Here is an 18,681-nt window from a genome sequence, read left to right as displayed (position 1 = left end):
ATAAATTTTTAGGACTGTGAGGTAAAACTCACAGTCCTTTTTAGTTATTTTTAATCTAATTTTTTAGTTTTAAAATTAGAAAGAAGCAAGTTTAATTCAAATTCCATTCTAGATTTAAGATCATAACTTCCTTCATGAAGACACCAGTCAAATATGGTACCTCTAGATATTCTCATAATTATCATAGTCAAATCAAATGAAGAAATTGAGCTATTTAACTCACCACTTTTTAGCGAATCTTCTATAATAGATCTAACTTCTAATGCTATATAACGGTCAGGTTTAGTAGAATACTTTGATTCTATTGAAAGTAAATTTTTATATATTTCACTTACAAATACCCAACCAAGTTCTTCCATGACAATAGCACCTTCACCTAATAAAAATAATAATTTATCAAGATTTGAATCTAAATCTTTTGTTTCAAGTCTATCTAATACTAAAATATCAACTTGCTCATAAGCCGTGTTGATTATTTCTGCTTTTGATTTAAAATGATGATAAAAAGCTCCTATTGAAATTTCTGCAGCTTGGCAGATATCTTGAATTTTTACACTATCAAATCCATTTAATTTAAAAAGTTCAGTTGCTACTTGTGTAATTCTAAGTTTGGTTGCAATAGCTTGTTTTTGTCTATTAGTTAATTTTTTCATGACAAATACCTTTCTATAGCACTGCAATGTGAATACAGTAAATTATATAATTATTTAGTATAGCATAAAAAAAGTAAATATATAATGAAAAGTTGTGAAAGAAATCAAATGAAAACGACATGTATACATTTACAAAATATGGTAAAGATGATATATTTTAATTACAGAATGTGATTCGGTGAAATTAATTCTGTATGGAGTGTTAGAAAGTTAACAAATGATAATATAAGATTAATCAAAGTAAAATGGTTGATTGTAAATATACTAAATACTTTTAACAATATCAATAAATATTAGGGGGTAAGTTTATGGAAAAGTATAAAGTTATCGAGATAAAGGAAAGTGTTTTTAAGAACAATGATGAACAAGCAGATTTACTTAGATCTGACTTAAAGAAAGATAACACTTTTTTATTAAATTTAATGTCTTCTCCTGGTTCAGGGAAGACTACAACAGTTTTAAGAACTATTGAAGCTTTAAAAGATGAGATGAAAATAGGGGTTATGGAAGCTGATATAGATTCAGATGTTGATGCTGATACTGTTTCAAAAACAGGGGCAAAGGTAATACAGTTACATACAGGTGGAATGTGTCATTTAGATGCAGATATGACTAAGCAAGGTTTAGTAGAGCTTGGAACAGATGATGTTGAATTTGTAATATTAGAAAATGTGGGGAATTTAGTGTGTCCAGCAGAATTTGATACTGGTTCTTCTAAAAATGCTATGATACTTAGCGTACCAGAGGGACATGATAAACCTTTAAAATATCCATTAATATTTTCAGTAGTGGATGTGGTTTTAATAAATAAAATTGATGCTATAGAGTACTTTGATTTTGATTTAGATTTAGTTAAAGAATATATTAAAAAAAGAAATCCAAATGCAAAAGTTATAGAGATATCAGCTAAAACTGGGGAAGGTATCGATGAATGGGCTAATTGGATAAGAGAAGAAGTAAAGGCTTGGAATAATTAAAAAATATAAAAATTATAATTTTTAGGGGGATTAAGATGGCAGTTAAAGAAAAGGTTCTTCAATTTGCAAACCAAGTTAGTGGAAAGAAACCAGGGTCTAGAGGGTACTTTGGTGAAAATGATGCACGTTATAGAATTTTAGAGCCAGTTGTAACAGATGAAATGGCAGAAGTTTTACTTTGTATGGAGATTAGAAAGAAAACAACAGCTGAGAAAGTCGCACCTTTATGTGGTAAGAGTGTTGAGAAGTGTACAGAGTTACTATTAGAATTATCAGAAATAGGGGTAGTTTTCGTTAATGAAATAGATGGTGTAGATACTTTCTGGTATGAAACTTGGGTACCAGGAATTATGGAAATGATGGTTAATAATAAGGCACAGGCTAAAAAATATCCGCAAATTCCTAAAGCATTTCATGATTATGGTGTGGAAAATGGACCAAGATCTACAGGAAGTTTTCCTCCAGGCGTAGGGCTTATGCGTGTTATTCCAATAGAAACTGCAATAGATGGAGAAACAAGAAGAGCTTCATATGAGGAAATATCAAAATATTTAAATGAGAGTGATAAATTCTCTGTATCAGACTGTTCATGTCGTACAGCAAGAGAAAGTATGGGAGAAGGATGCGGACATCTAAAAGAAGATATGTGTATTCAATTAGGCCATGCAGCTGAATACTACATAAGAACAGGTAGAGGTAAACAAATAACTAGAGAAGAGGCTTTTGAAATAATAAAAAGAGCTGAAGAAAATGGGTTAATGCACCAAATACCAAACTTAGATGGATCAGGAAAAACTCATGCAATATGCAATTGCTGTGGATGTTCTTGTTTAGCACTTAAGGGTGGAAATATGTTTGCAAATACTGATATGGTACGTTCTAACTATGTATCTAAAGTAGATAAAGATAAGTGTGTTGCTTGTGGAGAGTGTGTAGTTAACTGTCCAACTAATGCTCTAAAACTTGGTCAAAAATTATGCTCTAGCAAGCCTATTGTAGATAAAATAGAAAGAAAAGAAACTCCAAGAAATACTAATTGGGGACCAGATAGATGGAATGAAGATTATAGAATTAATAGAGAAGATGTAGTAGAAAGTGGAACAAGTCCATGTAAGACTGCATGCCCAGCTCATATAGCTGTTCAAGGATATATTAAACTTGCTTCACAAGGAAGATACAAAGAAGCTTTAGAACTTATAAAACAAGAAAATCCATTCCCAGCTATATGTGGTCGTATATGTCCTAGAAAGTGTGAATCAGCATGTACAAGAGGAGATATAGATTCGCCAATAGCTATAGACGAGATTAAAAAGTTTGTAGCTGAACAAGATTTAAAAGAAGAGCATAGATTCGTTCCTAAAAAAAGACACAATTATGGTAAGAAGATTGCAATAATAGGTGGAGGACCTGCTGGACTTTCATGTGCATATTACTTATCAATAGATGGATACAAGGTAACAGTATTTGAAAAACAAAAAGCTCTTGGTGGTATGTTAACTTTAGGAATTCCTTCTTTCAGATTGGAAAAAGAAGTAGTTAATGCTGAAATAGAAATACTGAGACAAATGGGTGTAGAATTTAAAACAGGTATAGAAGTAGGTAAGGATGTTACTTTAGATGAATTAAGAAAAGATGGATATAAAGCTTTCTATTTAGCAATCGGGGCACAAGCTGGTAGAAGATTAAATATAGAAGGTGAAGATGCAGAAGGTGTTATACCAGGGGTAGAATTTGTACGTGATGTTAACTTAGGTGAAGATGTAAAACTAAATGGAAAAGTAGTTGTTATAGGTGGAGGAAATGTTGCGATAGACGTTGCAAGAAATGCAACAAGAGTAGGTGCAGATAGTGTAGATATGTTCTGCTTAGAAAATCGTGAACAAATGCCTGCTTTGGAAGAAGAAATAGAAGAAGCTTTAGAAGAGGATATAGTAATAAATAACTCTTGGGGTCCTAATAGAATAATTGTAGAAGATGGAAAAGTAGTAGGGGTTGAATTTAAGAAATGTATTTCTGTATTTGACGAAAACGGAAGATTCTCTCCAGTATTTGATGAAGATAATTTAAAAGTAGTAGATGCTGATTATGTTCTAATTTCAGTAGGTCAAAGTATTGACTGGGGTGATTTACTTAAAGGAAGTAAAGCAGAGTTAAATCCTAATAATACAATAAAAGCTGATGGATTTACTTATCAAACAAATGAACCTGATATATTTGCTGGAGGAGATTCATACACTGGCCCTAGATTTGCAATAGATGCAATAGCAGCAGGTAAACAAGGAGCTATATCAATTCACCGTTTTGTTCAGCCAGGACAAAGTTTAGTAAATGGACGTGATAGAAGAGATTATCATGAATTTGATAAGAAAAGCTTACAATTAGAAGGATATGATAATATGCCAAGACAAAGACCAAATCATAAATCTGGCGTAGATGCAAAAGAATCTTTCAAAGATATGCGTCTTACTTTTACAGAAGAACAAATGAAAAAAGAAACAAAAAGATGTTTAGGTTGTGGAGCTACTGTTGTAGATGAATATATGTGTGTAGGTTGTGGTCAATGTACTACAAAATGTAAGTTTGACGCTATATCATTAGTAAGAAAATATGATGCAGAAGGTGTAGCTTATGAAGATTTAAAACCAGCAGTAGTTAAAAACGTTATAAGAAGAAAAGGTAGAATAATAGGAAAGAAAGTTAAGGATGTATTTGCAAAATAAAATAAAATAGATTAGGGGTGCATTATGGGGATTTTATATGAAAAAATGACCTTTGAAGGATGGGGAATTTTCCTATTTGTATTACTTGCATTGATGGCATTTAATGAACTTGGAAGATCAACAAAATGGACGGGAATATTATTGTTTATAATAGTACCTACATTTTTAACAATTTTTGTTTGGCCAACTACAGCAGCGCCAGGCAATGAATATGGAACAGGAACTTGGTTTAACTGGGTTAAAACTTATTCGGCACTTGCTGGGTGTGTTTGGTTTATGGCTCTTAGATATATTCCATCGTTACAGAAGAAAAAATGGGCATTGGCTCTTCCGGCGATTATTTTAGCATTAAATATATTTGAAGCTTCTATTAGAGATTTCCAAATTTTCACTTATGGATTAACTGATGGTGGAGTTGTAGATAATCTTTGGACTATATCTGGACCTTGGAATATTATGAATGGTATAGCTGGATTATTAAATATAGTTACTATTTGTGGTTGTTATGGAATATTTATATCTAAAGATAAAACAAAGGATATGATATGGCCAGATATGATATGGACATGGGTTATAGCTTATGATGTATGGAATTTCGCTTATACTTATAACTGTATATCAGACCACTCAATTTATTGTGGAGTAGCTTTATTACTTTCATGTACAATACCAACTTTCTTTATAAAAAAAGGAGCTTGGTTACAACATCGTGCTCAAACATTAGCCCTTTGGATTATGTTTGTTATGACCGTTCCTCAATTTGCTGATAGGATAGCACCAGTTCCTACAACACACAACAAGACAGCGTTCTTTGTGGTAAGTTTAATATCTTTAGCTGTGAATGCAGCTTTAGCAATTTACCAATTTAATAAGGTAAGAAAAAATAAACTTAATCCAATAAAGGATGAAATTTACACAGATACTGATGCGTATCAACAAGTATTAGCTGAAAATAAGTAGATGTAAAATAAAATTCTATTAAATAAAATGTAGTTATTAAGTGTGAAAACTTAATAACTACATTTTTAAATTGTGGGGATAATTTTTAAAACTAATTATTTAGGTAAGTTTATAGTAAATTCATCACTTACTTTTTTATAATTACCATTTATATTTCCATCTGAAATTTTATATGCATATGCAGTAAGCTTTAACTCTTTTGCATTTTCATTAAGGTCTCCAGTATCTCCATAAGGAACTATTTTAAAAGTACCTTTATCTTCATAATTATCATTTAGTCTAAACTCCACATTGTTACCTAAATTATCTGTACCTTTAAGAAGCATATCGTAATCATTACCGTTAAAATCTTTAGAGAATTTTATTTCTTTAGCTAAGTCATTACTTGTGTATTTTTCTAACTTTATAGTTTGTCCATTTTCAAGTTTAAAACTTTCATCAAGTTTTACTTCTTTAGTATCTTTAACTATTTTTGCATTAGTTTTGAATTCAAACATCCAAGGGCCTTGTTTAGTTTCTTCTTTTTCACCGTTCATAAAGCCTATACTTGAAATTTCCATTCTCACATCTATATCACCAGTTAACTTTGTATCTAGCTTATAGTACATAAATAACTCTACTGTATTATCATCTATAGGTTGAGCTGAGCCTCCGGCATCAGATTTAATTTCTTTTCCATTTATAAATATTTTTGTGTTGGGTGAAGCATAACCATATTCTATTTTATCTTTAGATTTTATAGTTTGAGTAACTATTAATTGGTCTTTATCTACTACAACCTCATTTAAGCTTACTGTAACTCCATCTTTAGTGATAGATTCTCCTACAACCTTTTTGTAGTCATCTAGTCCTTTGTTTATTCCTAATTGGGTAGATATGTCATAGAAAAATTCATTTATGTTAGCAAATGTTTTTTGGCCTAAGCTTGTTGTTCCCAATAACCCTACACTTAAAATGGCTACAGAGGCTACTTTTAACCCATTAACATGGCTGTTTTTTCTAGCGGATTTCTTTAGTCTTTTTTTTACTTTTGTTTTCTCTATATCATTTACATTCATCTCTACAAACTCACTTTCATCTATATTTATATTATTTAATAGTTCATATATATCTTTCATATTAATTTAACCTCCTATGAAATCTTATAATTTTCTTTAAGTTTCTTTCTACCCCTGCATATCCGGTTATCTACACTTGCTTTTGTAATAGATAACTCCAAAGCAATATCTTCTGATTTCATTCCTAGAAAAAATTTCATAACAAATATATCCCTACTAATATCATCTAATTTATTTATTGCTTTAACTAACTCTTCTCTATTTTCAGTAGAAATTAACTCATCTTCAACTGTATTTTTTTCTACATGGCTTATATCATCGAATATAACCTCTGATTTTTTTATCTCTTTCCTGTAATAGTCAATTGCTTTAAATTTAGCTATTGCACATATCCATTTCTTAAAATCCTCGTTTTCCCCAGTGAACTTTTTAGAATTATTCCATACAGAAAGAAAAGTATCATTAATACACTCTTCTATAATTCCATCATTTTGCAAAGGAGAAAGTATCTTATAACTTACCCCCTTTACTAAAGGTAAATATTTATCTACTATAAATTCTAAAGAATCCTCTTTTCTTTTTTTTAACCTTTTTATATAGTTATTTTCATTACACTTCATTTAATGTTAACCTCCAGTTGTAAAAGCTTTTACACCATATATAACGAATAAAAAAATATTTATTATCATATTTTTTCAATTTTTATTTTTTTTTATGTTTAGAATATAGATGATACCTTCTATGAAATTGTGTATAAATCTATGTATAGAGGATATTAATTAATAGAAATAAGAGTTTGTGATTAAACAGTTAACTTTTAATAAACATTATATATGATAAAGTATAATGATATAAAATTTTAATTTATTGATTTATAAGGAGAGCTAAAAATGAGATTACTAGTTATAGAAGATAATATAGAACTATCAAAATCAATGAAAAAAGGGTTAGAAAATATGAACTTTAAAGTAGATATATCAAACACAGGAGAAGAAGGAGAAGAGAAAGCAAGTATTAATGAATATGATGTTATATTACTAGATTTAAACCTTCCGGATACCGATGGGATAGAAGTACTAAAATACCTTAGAAAAAAATCAATAGACACACCAATAATAATAATAACAGCAAGGGATAATGTATCAGACTTAGCGATAGGATTAGATAATGGAGCAGATGACTATATAACAAAACCATTTCAACTATTAGAAGTTAGAGCCAGAATTCATGCAGTAATAAGAAGATTCCATGGGAGAACAAATCCAATTATAAACATTGGAACTTTAAAACTTAACCCAGTAAATCGTACTGTGTATATAGATGAAAAAGAGGTAATACTTGCAATAAAAGAGTTTGATATATTAGAGTACATCTGCTATAAACACCCTGCAGTTGTTTCTAGCGAGGAAATTGTAGAGCATGTATATGACGAAAACTTTGACCCGTTTTCATCAGTACTAAGAGTACATATATCAAGGTTAAAAAATAAATTGAAAAATATACAAGGGCAAGAAGTTTTAGTTAATGTTAGAGGAAAGGGCTATTGTTTATGCGTAGAGTAAACTTTAAAAGTGGACTAGTTATAATAATATATTCATTAATACTATCACTTGTTATAGGCGTTGGATTATATAAAATAAAAGGATCATTTAATAATCTAGAAACTAAAACAAATATAAAAGGTGCGAAAGCTATTATTGTTAGCACTTCTGTATCTAACGAAGAAAATTTAATATATAGAGCATTAAAGGAAGGTAGTTATACGAATTTAAAAGAGTACAATGAAAACTTTGAAAGTCATAAAATGACAGGCACAAGTAAGTTAGTAGATGTAGCTGAAATCGGAAGAGCTTATCTGAAGCTAGGATTTAAAGACATACTAAGTATAGTTTTAATATTTTTCTTTGTTTTAATATTATCGTCTTTAATATTGTGGATAGTATTAAATAAGATTCATGATAAAGAAATAGAAAATATTGTGAAGAATTTAAATGAGCTTGATGATGATTTTAATCCATATTTAGTAAGTAAAACTTTTGGAATAGCTTATGAAAATATAAAGGAAAAGTTCAAACAAAATTTAGAGGACTATAAAAAATTAAACTCTTATTTATCTCATGAGCAAAAAAATGCTATTGCTATATTAAGGACTAATTTAGAAATAGACAACAATCAAGAATATATTAAATTGATAGATAATATTGCTGACAGTATAGATGATGTATTAACTTTAAGCGATTTAAAATCTGATGATGATATGGGTAGTGTAGATGTTTCTTTAATATGTGCTAGCATTTGTGACATGTATCAAAAAAATTATAAAAATATTGAGTTTGATTTTGATGAAGAAAATAATACAACTATTTTGGCTAAAGAAAGATGGATATATAGAGCAGTAAGTAATTTGGTTGATAACGCAGTAAAGTATGGCGAGAATAAAAAAATAAGAGTATCTGTAAGGAATAAATACAATAGCGTAATAATTAAAGTAGAAGATAACGGAATTGGAATGGAAAAAAATTTTATAGATTCTATATTTAACAATAAATATAGAATCAATGATTTAAAGAAAGATGGATATGGGATAGGGCTAAGTTTAGTATCACATGTGTGTGATTTATGTAATGGAATAGTAGTAGTGGATAGTGAAATAAATAAAGGGTCTTGTTTTTATTTATCCTTTTCTGAATATAAGAATTAACATTTGCTTTTAGATTTTATAGATAGGGTTAACATTGAGTAAACAATATATTTATTATAATTTGCTTATAGTAAACCTAAAGAAAAGGAGAATTTTGTATGTATATTTTTAAAAATGCATTAAAAAACTTATCGAGGAATAAAGGGCGAAATATATTGTTAGGAATTATAATGACAGCCATACTTTCTTGTACAGCAATATCTATTCTTATTAATACAACATCTAATGAGATAATAAAAGATTATAAAAATAGATTTGGAGCTGAAGTTTTTATCCAGCCAAATATGGAGAAGACACAGGAAAAAATAAACGAAGGTAAAGTTGAAGATTTAAATAAAGGAGTATCTAACGATATTAAAGAAAAGCTTTCTAAATCAGAATATGTTAAAGAATCTATATTTAGTTTAGGATTTAGTGGATATAGTGATAAGATTAAAGCGTTAGACCAACCAGAAGGTTCAGATGATTTGAACTTGAGTAATGTTGTAGCTATTGGTGGTAAATCAAATCTTAAAAAAAGTCCAAACTTAAATATTTTAGGAGGACTTAGTAATGATGGTAAAAAGGAATTTAAAAATGGAACAAGAAAAATCATAGAAGGTAAAATGCCACAAAAAAATAATGAAGCTATGGTTAGTAAAGAGTTTGCAAAGTTAAATAACTTAAAGGTTGGGGATAAGATGCAAATTAAAAATCCTCAAGATCCAGATAATTTAGAGTCACTAGATTTAACTATATCAGGAATATATTATGATGGGGCACAGTCTAATAATTATGGAATTAAGCATCACATGTTAAATAGAAGCAATGAAATTATTACAACATATGATACTTTAAAAGCATATGATGAAAAATCTGAAGAAGATTTAGTTACTATGGATGCAAAATATTACTTAAAAGATCCAGATTTAGTAGATGAGTTTAATAAAGAAGCTCATGAAATGGGATTAAGTGATTTATTTGATTTATCTGTAGACGCAAGTAGTTACAATAGTATTGTTAAACCTGTAGAAGGATTAAAAAGTATTTCGAAAATATTTATGACTTTAGTTTTAGGTTTTGGGGGTAGTATATTAGTTTTAATTTCTATTTTGGCTATTCGTGAAAGAAAATACGAGATAGGTGTTTTAAGAGCTATGGGAATGAAAAAAGGAAAAGTTGCACTAGGTTTAATCTTTGAAACACTATCTATGATATTTATTTCTTTAAGCATAGGATTAACCATTGGAAGCATATGCGCTCAACCAGTTTCAAATATGCTTTTACAAGGACAAATAGATGCTCAAAAGCAAGCTGAATCAATGAGTATGACTGTTGGGTTTGCGGGACCAAGTACAACAGCACCAGCTTTAGAAAAATTAGACGTATTTTTAAGTGGAGAAGCTATTTTAAGTATTACATTAATAGCATTATTACTAGGAGTAGTATCTGCTGGTATAGGGATTTTATATATAAATAGATATGAGCCAAGAAAAATACTAACAGAAAGGAATTAATAATATGAGTTTACTAAGTTTAAAAGATGTAAGTTATAGATATGAAGGTGCTAAGAGAGATGTTTTTGATAATATAAATATAGATTTTGAAAAAGGAAAAGTATATGGAATAATAGGAAAATCGGGAGCAGGTAAAAGTACTTTATTATCATTAATATCAGGGCTTGATACATGTAAAAGTGGAGAAGTTTTATACAATGATAGCAGTTTAAAAAATATAGATAGAGATTTATATAGAGCAAATGATATAGGGGTTATATTTCAAGGATATAATTTACTATTAAATGCTACGGCTAAAGAAAATATATTATTATCTATGAATATAAGCAACTCTAAGCAGGAAAACAAAGATAAATACATAGATGATTTACTACAGGATGTAGGTATTGATTCTGATAAAGCAAATAGAAAAATTTTAAATTTATCAGGAGGAGAGCAACAAAGAATTGGGATAGCTAGAGCGCTATCACATAATCCAGATATAATAATTGCCGATGAGCCAACTGGAAATCTTGATAATGAAACTGAAGAAAAGATTATGGATATTCTAGTGTCATTAGCGCATAAACACAACAAGTGCGTTATCATTGTAACTCACTCAAAGAAAGTATGTTCATACCTTGATGAAATTTGGGGATTAAAATCTGGTAAATTATTATTTATAAAAGACGAAAAGGAAAAAGTTAATACTGATAAATAATAGAAAATAAAATAAATGAAGTATATGATAGGAGAATGTTATGAAATCGTCAGATATGAAAAAAGCACCAAAACTTACAGTAATATTATATATATGTGCAACATTAATGGCTCTAAGCACTATATTTATTATATATAAATCAAATGTTTACATATCAGATTTAGTTAAAGAGGGATTTGATCCTAAAAAGGAATTAGTAGAAGTAATAAATTATTACTTAGTTACAGTTATACCATTTGTATTTTACACAATATCTTTAATTACTTTAGGATATATAGTTAAAAAGATAGATTATATAATGAAAGGTAAAGAAGTAATAAAAGAAAAAAGTATATATTTAGAAAGAGTTCCAGAAAATACAGCTGATGAAATAGATGACTTTTTTAGTGATATATAATTATATAACAATTAGAATAGAGCAAAGAAGTAGTTATTATTTCTTGGAGTTAGCATATTAGCGAGACCTATGAAAAGCACATTGATAAACTTATCAATGTGTTTTTTAGTTATATGATAGTTTGCCAGAAGAACAAAAAGAATGGGCACTTAATTTTCAAAAGAAATTGGAATCAGTAGAAAATGTTGATGTAGATATAGAGCTAAATGATGGTGATAAGTTTGATTGTTGCGGTTGGGTTGAGATAATTGAAACTCCAGGTCATATGCCAGGACATATATCAATTTACATCAAGGAAAGTAAAACACTAATAGCTGGAGATGCTTTAGTTATTGAAAATAATAAATTGTGTATGGCAAATCCGCAGTATACTTTGGATATGAAAGAAGCTAAAAAATCTATTAAAAAGCTATTAAATTATAATATTGATAGAGTTATATGCTATCATGGTGGGATATGTAACTCAGATGTTAAGTATTCATTAGAACATATTTAAACAAAAAATCAATATAAGCTTATTATGAAATTAAAATTGATATACTATATTTAGGAAGTTAAATAGAATTAAATCTACAGAGGAGGCTAGAAATATGGATATAAGATATACGTCACCATCACCAATGGAATATATTTCGCTAAGACTAAGAACAGGAATGGGAGAAAAAGATCTAATAAAATCAGAAATAGCTTTGAAAAATTCATTATTTATAGTCTCTTTATGGGATAATAACGATTTGATTGGATTTGGAAGAATAGTTGGGGACAAAGGAATAACTTACATTGTCTCTGATATTATGGTAGATCCGAAGTACCAAGGACAAGGGTTTGGGCAGATAATTATGAAAGAAATTGATACTTATTTAGAAGAAAATACTGACGAATATGCATATGTTTGTTTAATTGCTAATAAGCCTGCTGATAAACTATATTCAAAATTTAAATTTGAATATGTAGAGCCAGAAGCTTGTGGGATGAAGAGAAAATAAGTGAATTTTATAAAAAGTATAAAATAGTAAATTAAAACTGTAAAGGAGCGATATTCATGAAACATGAATGGAGAAAAAAAGAAAAAGAATACTACATACCAAAAGAAAAACCGCAACTAGTAGAAATACCTGAATTCAAATTCCTAACTCTAAAAGGACAAGGAAACCCAAATAGTGAAGGATTCGCAAAAGCTATAGAAACACTGTACTCACTAGCTTACGCAATAAGAATGATGCCTAAAAAAGGTATTATCCCAGAAGGATATTTTGAATACACAGTATATCCATTAGAAGGAATATGGGATTTAACTGAAAAAGGTAGAGCTGAAGAAGTCCTTAACAAGGATGAGCTAGTTTACACATTAATGATTAGACAACCTGAATTTGTAAATGAAGAAGTTTTCAATATAGCTATGGATATTGCAAAAAAGAAAAAGTCAAATCCATTAGTAGAGAAAGTAGAGCTTAAAAATATTAAAGAAGGAACTTCAGTTCAAATGCTTCACGTTGGACCTTATGATGATGAACCAAGAACTTTTTCAGCTATGGAAGAGTTTTGCAATGAAAATAATTTAAAGATAAAAACAAAAGCTCATAGAGAAATATATCTTTCAGATTTTAGAAAGACTGAAGCAGCAAAATTAAAAACTGTTCTTAGATATATGGTAGAAGATAATTAATATATTTAATAATTTGACTGAAATACATACTTGTACTAATATAAACTTATATTAATTTAGATAAATTAGAGAGGTTAAATAAGTATGATAAAAGCAGTTGTAAAAGATATATTATTCTTAGAACAAAAATCAGAACTTGCAACAAAAGATGATGTAGAAGTTATAAATGACTTAATAGATACATTAAGAGCAAATTTAGACCATTGTGTAGGAATGGCAGCTAATATGATCGGAGTAAAAAAGCGTATACTAGTATTTAGTGTAGGGGATATGATAATTCCTATGGTGAATCCAGTTATACTAAAAAAAGAGATTCCTTATGAAGCTGAAGAGAGTTGTTTATCTTTAGAAGGATTTAGGAAAACAACTAGATATGAAAAAATAGAGGTAGAGTATCTAGATAAGAACTTTAAAAAACATAAGCAAGTATTTACAGGATTTACAGCACAAATTATTCAACACGAAGTAGATCACTTCGAAGGAATAATAATATAGTATATAAATGAAAAAGGCGCGCCCTATTTTAGAGCGACGCCTTTTTTAATATGTTAATGGATAGTTCCCATAACTGTACTCATTACAAAGTTAAGAATAAACAAGCCACTAAGTACATACATAGCTACAGAAACATTTTTCCCTTTATTTATAACTAAATTAAGAATTGTATAAACTATAAATCCAATAGATATACCATTTACAATATTATAAGTAAAAGGTATTATCGTAATCATTAAGATTATAGATATAGTTTCTATCAAATCTCCTTTTTCTAGATCAAAGAAAGTTTGTATCATAAGTATTCCTATAAATATAAGAACACTACTTATAACACCATCTGGTATAAGTTTTAATACAGGTATTAAGAACAATGATAGTAAGAATAATGTAGCAGATGTAAATGCAGCTACTTTGCTTTTACCACCAACACTGATCCCTGAGAAGTTTTCAGCTGCAACTATAGTTGGACTTGTTCCACATATTCCAGCTATTATATTAGATATTCCAGTTACCTTAAATGATTTTTGGAAATCTTCTTCTCTTTTTAGAGCTCCTAATTGACCATATAAAATTCCCATATTTTCAAATACTATTACAATTGTTATAGAGAATACGGCTACCATAAACGGTATAGACCAAATATTTTTAAATGACATGCCTAAAAATACTTCTTTAATAGCACCTATGTTAAATCCTGCAAAATCTAAACTGCTTAGACTAGTTACTCCCATAATAAGTGATAATACTGTACCGATTATTATACTTATAAGTAAGTTACCTGGCACGTTTTTCATATTTAATATCAAAATGATAATTAAAGTTACTATACTTAAAAGGGTTTCCTTGTCTGCGATATTACCAATACCTATCATAGTATTTTCATTACCTACAACAAGACCACTTTTTTGAAGTCCTATGAATAAGATTAAAAATCCTACTCCTGTAGTTATTGCATGTTTTAAGTTATTTGGTATCGAGTTCATAAGAATTGAAGTTAGCTTTGTACTTGCTATTAAAGTGAATATTATACCACTTACTAAGACTGCTGCTAAAGCTTCTTGCCATGCTAATCCCATTGACTGAACAATAGTATAAGTAAATAATGAGTTTATTCCCATTCCAGGGACTAATATAAGTGGAGTATCTGAAAGTACTCCCATAAGAATTGTAGATATAGTACATGTAAGTACTGTAGCTATCATAGCTGCATCTGGACTTATACCTGCATCAGATAATATTAATGCATTAGTCATTATAATATACACGCTGGCTATGAATGTTGTGATTCCTGCTAAAATCTCTGTTTTTAAACTTTGTGTTGCAATTGATTCTAATTTACTGCTTGATAGTTTTTGTTCCATCCTTCTTCCTCTTTATTTTGGTTCCCTCGCCCGCCCGCATTGGTTAATGCCCATATATATTACCACTATTTTTTTTTATTGTCTATAATTCTGGTGAAGTTTATTGTCGATTTTTCTGTTAAAAATATTGATACAGGGAAAATAAATAAATTGAAAAGTTTATGTAAATTAATAAGTTAGCTAATTATATTTGATAATCAATTATGATAAAATATAGTCAATATGTGAAACTTACTAACAAAGGGGAAATATATCAAATGGCGAGTATGTTAAAACAAGTTCAAGAAGAGATGACCAAATACGTAGAAACAATAGCGAGCGTATTGAATGTAGATATTGAAATTGTAGATGATAGGTTAGTCAGAATTGGGGGTTCTGGGATTTACAAATATAAAGAAAATGAAGTTCTTGTATCTAGTGGTTATATATATAGCCAAGTTATTAGCACAGGAAATGATATAACAGTAATAGATATAGCCAGTCATGAAATTTGTAGTAACTGTAGTAGGCTTAGTAAGTGCCTTGATAAAATGATTTTAGCTGTGCCGATTAAGTATAGTGGCCGCACAATTGGTGTTATAGGTGCAATAAGTACTGATAAAGAAAAGAAAAAAGAAGTACGTAAAAAGTTAAAATCTTATTTAGAGTTTATACATCATATTTCAGATTTGATTTCTATAAAAGTAAACGAATTTGAAGATAGTAAGCATATTGATAAAGAGATGGAGATGTTTAGAGATATAATTGATAATATTGAAAAAGGAGTGCTTATTTTAGATCCAGGAAGAAAGATATCATATATAAATAATATAGCAAAGAAAAGATTAAATATTTTTGATGATCCAATAGGCAAATTAGTAGAAATAAGAGCTATAGAACAAAATGAAGATAATGACGAGATGTTAAGTTTTAGTATAGAGGACAAAATTTATAGGACTACATATAAGATAATACCTGTTCATCCTTATATTAATAATTATGATAAACTTATAATTTTTGATGAAGTTAAAGAAAATAAAGATCAAAAAATAAATACTAAATGGGAAGTTAAAAAAATAGATTCTATAATTGGAAATAGTGAAGCTATGAAACTAGTCAAAGTTAGAACTAAGAGAGTTGCACAATCTAATTCTACAGTTTTAATAACGGGTGAAAGTGGAACAGGTAAGGAGTTAATTGCAAAGTCGATACATGCAGAAGGAAATCGATGTACTAAACCGTTTATAGCCATAAACTGTGCAGCTATTCCAGAAGCCTTATTAGAAAGTGAGCTTTTTGGATATGCAAAAGGAGCTTTTAGTGGTGCAAGTAATGAAGGTAAAATAGGAAAGTTTGAGTTAGCTAATACAGGAGTAATATTTTTAGATGAAATAGGAGATTTATCTGTACATTTACAAGCTAAATTATTAAGAGTTTTACAAGAGAGAAAGTTAGTTAGGATTGGGTCTAATAAAATTATAGATTTAGACATAAGGGTAATAGCAGCTACAAATCAAAATATACTAGATTTAGTTAATAGTGGTAAATTTAGAAGTGACTTGTATTATAGATTAAATGTAATGCCTATAAATTTACCACCACTTAGGGATAGAAAAGAAGATATTAAAGATATATTTTTGAATATATTAAATAGATACTCAATAGAATTCGACATAAGGGTAAAGAAAATTGAAGAATCTGTGATGAATAAGTTGATTAATTATTATTGGCCGGGAAATATAAGAGAATTAGAGAACTCAGCAGAATATATGATGAATATAATCGGAGAAGATGGAATAATATCAGAAGATATGTTGCCAATAGATATAATCAAGTATTATGAAAATAATAATAATAAAATAAAAGAAATAAATACTACAAATAAAAATACTAACAGTAGGAATATAGTAAGAATTGATAATTATGAAGATATTTTAACTATGAAAGAATTAGAGTTATTTTATATAAATAGTATACTTGATAAATATGGAAGAGATACAAAAGCCAAAAAGGAAATAGCTAAAAAGCTTGGAATAGGTGTATCTACTTTATATAGAAAACTAGATGAAAATTAAATAATTCCCAAAATGAAAATTCTCAAATCGGTAAAAATTCCCGATTTGAGAATTTTTTATTATATCGGGAAAGGAATTAAGGATATTCAAAAACATAAAATGTGAGTGAATTAACAAAGTTTTAGTTTAAAAAGCTAGGTTTCAAGGTTTGTTAAGAAAATAAATTTAAGTTTGGCATATTAATTGCTTTATACAAATTACGAAAACATTTATACAAGGGGGAGAATTATGAGAGAAATAAAATGGAAATTAAATAACCTACCAAAGAGTGAAAATAAGGAAAAAACTATAGAGTTTTTAAATGATGAAGAGATAAGTAAAGTGAAATCTTTCCACGAGAGTTTTCCACAATATACAAAAACACCATTAGTTAAATTAGATAATTTAGCTGAAGTATTAGGAGTTGGCGGAGTTTTCGTAAAAGATGAATCATATAGATTTGGATTAAATGCATTTAAGGTGCTAGGCGGATCGTTTGCTATGGCAAGACACATGGCTGAAAAATTAGGAATGGATATATCAGAATTAACTTATGAAAAATTAATATCTGATGAAGTTAGAGAAAAGCTTGGAGATATGACATTCTTTACAGCTACTGATGGAAACCACGGAAGAGGGGTTGCTTGGACTGCAAATAAATTAAAGCAAAAATCAGTAGTTTATATGCCAAAAGGATCATCAATAACAAGATTAAACAACATCAAAGCTGAGGGGGCAGATGCAAGTATAACTGATCTTAACTATGATGATGCTGTTAGATTAGCAGATGAAGATGCAAAAAAAGTTGGAGGACTTATAGTTCAAGATACAGCATGGGACGGTTATGAAGATATTCCTGCATGGATAATGCAAGGGTACGGAACAATGGCTAAAGAAGCAGTTGAACAATTAAAAGAGTACGGAGTAGAAAGACCTACACATGTATTTGTTCAAGCTGGGGTTGGATCTCTTGCAGGTGCAGTACAAGGATACATAGCTAATGCGTTTGATGAGTGTCCTATAACAGTAGTAGTAGAAGCTGATGAAGCAGATTGTTTCTACAAATCTGCAGAAGCTGGAGATGGAAAACCAAGATTTGTTGGTGGAGATATGCCTACAATAATGGCTGGTCTTGCTTGTGGAGAGCCAAATACAATAGGATTTGAAATATTAAAGAACTATTCAGGAGCTTTCGTTTCAGCACCAGATTGGGTTTCAGCTAAAGGAATGAGAGTATTAGGAAATCCATTAACAGGAGATACAAAAGTTATATCAGGAGAATCAGGAGCTGTAACAACAGGATTATTAGCAGCTATGATGAGCGATGATAAATTAAAAGATCTTAGAGAAGCATTAAAACTAGATAAAGATTCTAGAGTATTACTAATAAGTACTGAAGGGGACACAGATCCAGAGAAATATAGAAGCATAGTTTGGGACGGAGAATGTGCAAGTATATAG

General features: G+C 29.3%; 18 protein-coding genes. 14 read left to right on the top strand and 4 right to left on the bottom strand.

Going from position 1 to position 18,681, the window contains the following annotated elements; all coding sequences use genetic code 11:
* Positions 1–50 precede the first annotated feature (50 nt).
* Complete coding sequence (locus RWY47_RS13950) at positions 51–653, bottom strand: TetR/AcrR family transcriptional regulator (RefSeq protein WP_021434067.1); 603 nt, start codon at positions 651–653, stop codon at positions 51–53.
* 308 nt (positions 654–961) lie between these two features.
* Here RWY47_RS13950 and hypB point away from each other — a divergent pair, with 308 nt between their 5' ends.
* From hypB to RWY47_RS13935, 3 genes are read left to right on the top strand one after another with little or no spacing between them, the layout of a single operon-like run.
* A complete protein-coding gene (hypB, locus tag RWY47_RS13945) occupies positions 962–1,630 on the top strand; it encodes a hydrogenase nickel incorporation protein HypB (RefSeq protein ID WP_224170530.1) in 669 nt (222 codons plus the stop codon).
* Positions 1,631–1,665: 35 nt separating this feature from the next.
* The gene (locus tag RWY47_RS13940; RefSeq protein ID WP_224170531.1) at positions 1,666–4,350 is read left to right on the top strand and encodes an FAD-dependent oxidoreductase; all 2,685 of its coding nucleotides are present in this window, start codon (positions 1,666–1,668) and stop codon (positions 4,348–4,350) included.
* 24 nt (positions 4,351–4,374) lie between these two features.
* A complete protein-coding gene (locus RWY47_RS13935) occupies positions 4,375–5,310 on the top strand; it encodes a DUF5692 family protein (protein WP_025161839.1) in 936 nt (311 codons plus the stop codon).
* Positions 5,311–5,405: 95 nt separating this feature from the next.
* On the opposite strand, the gene RWY47_RS13930 is transcribed toward RWY47_RS13935, so the two are convergent.
* Positions 5,406–6,428 (bottom strand): DUF4179 domain-containing protein, encoded by a 1,023-nt coding sequence (locus tag RWY47_RS13930; protein ID WP_224170532.1) that lies wholly within the window; start codon positions 6,426–6,428, stop codon positions 5,406–5,408.
* 14 nt (positions 6,429–6,442) lie between these two features.
* Positions 6,443–6,988: a sigma-70 family RNA polymerase sigma factor gene (locus RWY47_RS13925; RefSeq protein ID WP_224170533.1), complete on the bottom strand. Its 546-nt coding sequence runs from the start codon at positions 6,986–6,988 to the stop codon at positions 6,443–6,445.
* A 270-nt stretch (positions 6,989–7,258) separates the two neighbouring features.
* Here RWY47_RS13925 and RWY47_RS13920 point away from each other — a divergent pair, with 270 nt between their 5' ends.
* The 9 genes from RWY47_RS13920 to RWY47_RS13880 all read left to right on the top strand — a co-directional run bounded on the left by RWY47_RS13920 (position 7,259) and on the right by RWY47_RS13880 (position 13,823).
* Positions 7,259–7,930 carry a response regulator transcription factor gene (locus RWY47_RS13920; RefSeq protein ID WP_224170534.1) on the top strand — a complete coding sequence of 224 codons (672 nt, stop codon included), beginning with the start codon at positions 7,259–7,261 and terminating at the stop codon, positions 7,928–7,930.
* Complete coding sequence (locus RWY47_RS13915) at positions 7,918–9,069, top strand: sensor histidine kinase (protein ID WP_257439893.1); 1,152 nt, start codon at positions 7,918–7,920, stop codon at positions 9,067–9,069. The genes RWY47_RS13920 and RWY47_RS13915 overlap by 13 nt, the downstream gene beginning before the upstream one ends.
* A 98-nt stretch (positions 9,070–9,167) precedes the next feature.
* Positions 9,168–10,565, top strand: coding sequence for an ABC transporter permease (locus tag RWY47_RS13910; RefSeq protein ID WP_224170537.1), 1,398 nt, complete (start codon positions 9,168–9,170; stop codon positions 10,563–10,565).
* 4 nt (positions 10,566–10,569) lie between these two features.
* Entirely contained in the window at positions 10,570–11,265 is a 696-nt protein-coding gene (locus RWY47_RS13905) for an ABC transporter ATP-binding protein (RefSeq protein ID WP_224170538.1), read from the top strand.
* Between the two features lie 40 nt (positions 11,266–11,305).
* Positions 11,306–11,662 (top strand): hypothetical protein, encoded by a 357-nt coding sequence (locus RWY47_RS13900; protein ID WP_224170539.1) that lies wholly within the window; start codon positions 11,306–11,308, stop codon positions 11,660–11,662.
* A 121-nt stretch (positions 11,663–11,783) separates the two neighbouring features.
* Positions 11,784–12,158: an MBL fold metallo-hydrolase gene (locus RWY47_RS13895; RefSeq protein WP_224170540.1), complete on the top strand. Its 375-nt coding sequence runs from the start codon at positions 11,784–11,786 to the stop codon at positions 12,156–12,158.
* 94 nt (positions 12,159–12,252) lie between these two features.
* Positions 12,253–12,648 (top strand): GNAT family N-acetyltransferase, encoded by a 396-nt coding sequence (locus RWY47_RS13890; RefSeq protein ID WP_021430315.1) that lies wholly within the window; start codon positions 12,253–12,255, stop codon positions 12,646–12,648.
* A 56-nt stretch (positions 12,649–12,704) separates the two neighbouring features.
* Complete coding sequence (locus tag RWY47_RS13885; RefSeq protein WP_224170541.1) at positions 12,705–13,328, top strand: GyrI-like domain-containing protein; 624 nt, start codon at positions 12,705–12,707, stop codon at positions 13,326–13,328.
* A gap of 84 nt (positions 13,329–13,412) precedes the next feature.
* Positions 13,413–13,823, top strand: a complete 411-nt coding sequence (locus RWY47_RS13880; protein WP_224170542.1) for a peptide deformylase — start codon at positions 13,413–13,415, stop codon at positions 13,821–13,823.
* 53 nt (positions 13,824–13,876) lie between these two features.
* Here the strand turns inward: RWY47_RS13880 and RWY47_RS13875 are convergent, their stop codons facing one another.
* Positions 13,877–15,187, bottom strand: coding sequence for an NCS2 family permease (locus tag RWY47_RS13875; protein WP_021430320.1), 1,311 nt, complete (start codon positions 15,185–15,187; stop codon positions 13,877–13,879).
* Between the two features lie 257 nt (positions 15,188–15,444).
* Here RWY47_RS13875 and RWY47_RS13870 point away from each other — a divergent pair, with 257 nt between their 5' ends.
* Both RWY47_RS13870 and dpaL read left to right on the top strand, forming a co-directional pair.
* Positions 15,445–17,241: a sigma-54 interaction domain-containing protein gene (locus RWY47_RS13870; RefSeq protein ID WP_224170543.1), complete on the top strand. Its 1,797-nt coding sequence runs from the start codon at positions 15,445–15,447 to the stop codon at positions 17,239–17,241.
* Positions 17,242–17,469: 228 nt separating this feature from the next.
* Positions 17,470–18,681: a diaminopropionate ammonia-lyase gene (gene dpaL / locus RWY47_RS13865; protein WP_021434055.1), complete on the top strand. Its 1,212-nt coding sequence runs from the start codon at positions 17,470–17,472 to the stop codon at positions 18,679–18,681.

Source organism: Paraclostridium sp. MRS3W1 (assembly GCF_032465715.1).
In the GTDB taxonomy this organism is placed as follows: domain Bacteria; phylum Bacillota; class Clostridia; order Peptostreptococcales; family Peptostreptococcaceae; genus Paraclostridium; species Paraclostridium dentum.
Note: the sequence above shows the minus strand (reverse complement) of the source record. Positions and strands in the feature narration are given on the sequence as shown.

What these genes read in the sequence shown, in the direction of transcription:
- RWY47_RS13950 (WP_021434067.1), bottom strand. Translation starts at nt 653, where the DNA reads ATGAAAAAATTAACTAATAGACAAAAACAAGCTATTGCAACCAAACTT.
- hypB (WP_224170530.1), top strand. Translation starts at nt 962, where the DNA reads ATGGAAAAGTATAAAGTTATCGAGATAAAGGAAAGTGTTTTTAAGAAC.
- RWY47_RS13940 (WP_224170531.1), top strand. Translation starts at nt 1,666, where the DNA reads ATGGCAGTTAAAGAAAAGGTTCTTCAATTTGCAAACCAAGTTAGTGGA.
- RWY47_RS13935 (WP_025161839.1), top strand. Translation starts at nt 4,375, where the DNA reads ATGGGGATTTTATATGAAAAAATGACCTTTGAAGGATGGGGAATTTTC.
- RWY47_RS13930 (WP_224170532.1), bottom strand. Translation starts at nt 6,428, where the DNA reads ATGAAAGATATATATGAACTATTAAATAATATAAATATAGATGAAAGT.
- RWY47_RS13925 (WP_224170533.1), bottom strand. Translation starts at nt 6,988, where the DNA reads ATGAAGTGTAATGAAAATAACTATATAAAAAGGTTAAAAAAAAGAAAA.
- RWY47_RS13920 (WP_224170534.1), top strand. Translation starts at nt 7,259, where the DNA reads ATGAGATTACTAGTTATAGAAGATAATATAGAACTATCAAAATCAATG.
- RWY47_RS13915 (WP_257439893.1), top strand. Translation starts at nt 7,918, where the DNA reads ATGCGTAGAGTAAACTTTAAAAGTGGACTAGTTATAATAATATATTCA.
- RWY47_RS13910 (WP_224170537.1), top strand. Translation starts at nt 9,168, where the DNA reads ATGTATATTTTTAAAAATGCATTAAAAAACTTATCGAGGAATAAAGGG.
- RWY47_RS13905 (WP_224170538.1), top strand. Translation starts at nt 10,570, where the DNA reads ATGAGTTTACTAAGTTTAAAAGATGTAAGTTATAGATATGAAGGTGCT.
- RWY47_RS13900 (WP_224170539.1), top strand. Translation starts at nt 11,306, where the DNA reads ATGAAATCGTCAGATATGAAAAAAGCACCAAAACTTACAGTAATATTA.
- RWY47_RS13890 (WP_021430315.1), top strand. Translation starts at nt 12,253, where the DNA reads ATGGATATAAGATATACGTCACCATCACCAATGGAATATATTTCGCTA.
- RWY47_RS13885 (WP_224170541.1), top strand. Translation starts at nt 12,705, where the DNA reads ATGAAACATGAATGGAGAAAAAAAGAAAAAGAATACTACATACCAAAA.
- RWY47_RS13880 (WP_224170542.1), top strand. Translation starts at nt 13,413, where the DNA reads ATGATAAAAGCAGTTGTAAAAGATATATTATTCTTAGAACAAAAATCA.
- RWY47_RS13875 (WP_021430320.1), bottom strand. Translation starts at nt 15,187, where the DNA reads ATGGAACAAAAACTATCAAGCAGTAAATTAGAATCAATTGCAACACAA.
- RWY47_RS13870 (WP_224170543.1), top strand. Translation starts at nt 15,445, where the DNA reads ATGGCGAGTATGTTAAAACAAGTTCAAGAAGAGATGACCAAATACGTA.
- dpaL (WP_021434055.1), top strand. Translation starts at nt 17,470, where the DNA reads ATGAGAGAAATAAAATGGAAATTAAATAACCTACCAAAGAGTGAAAAT.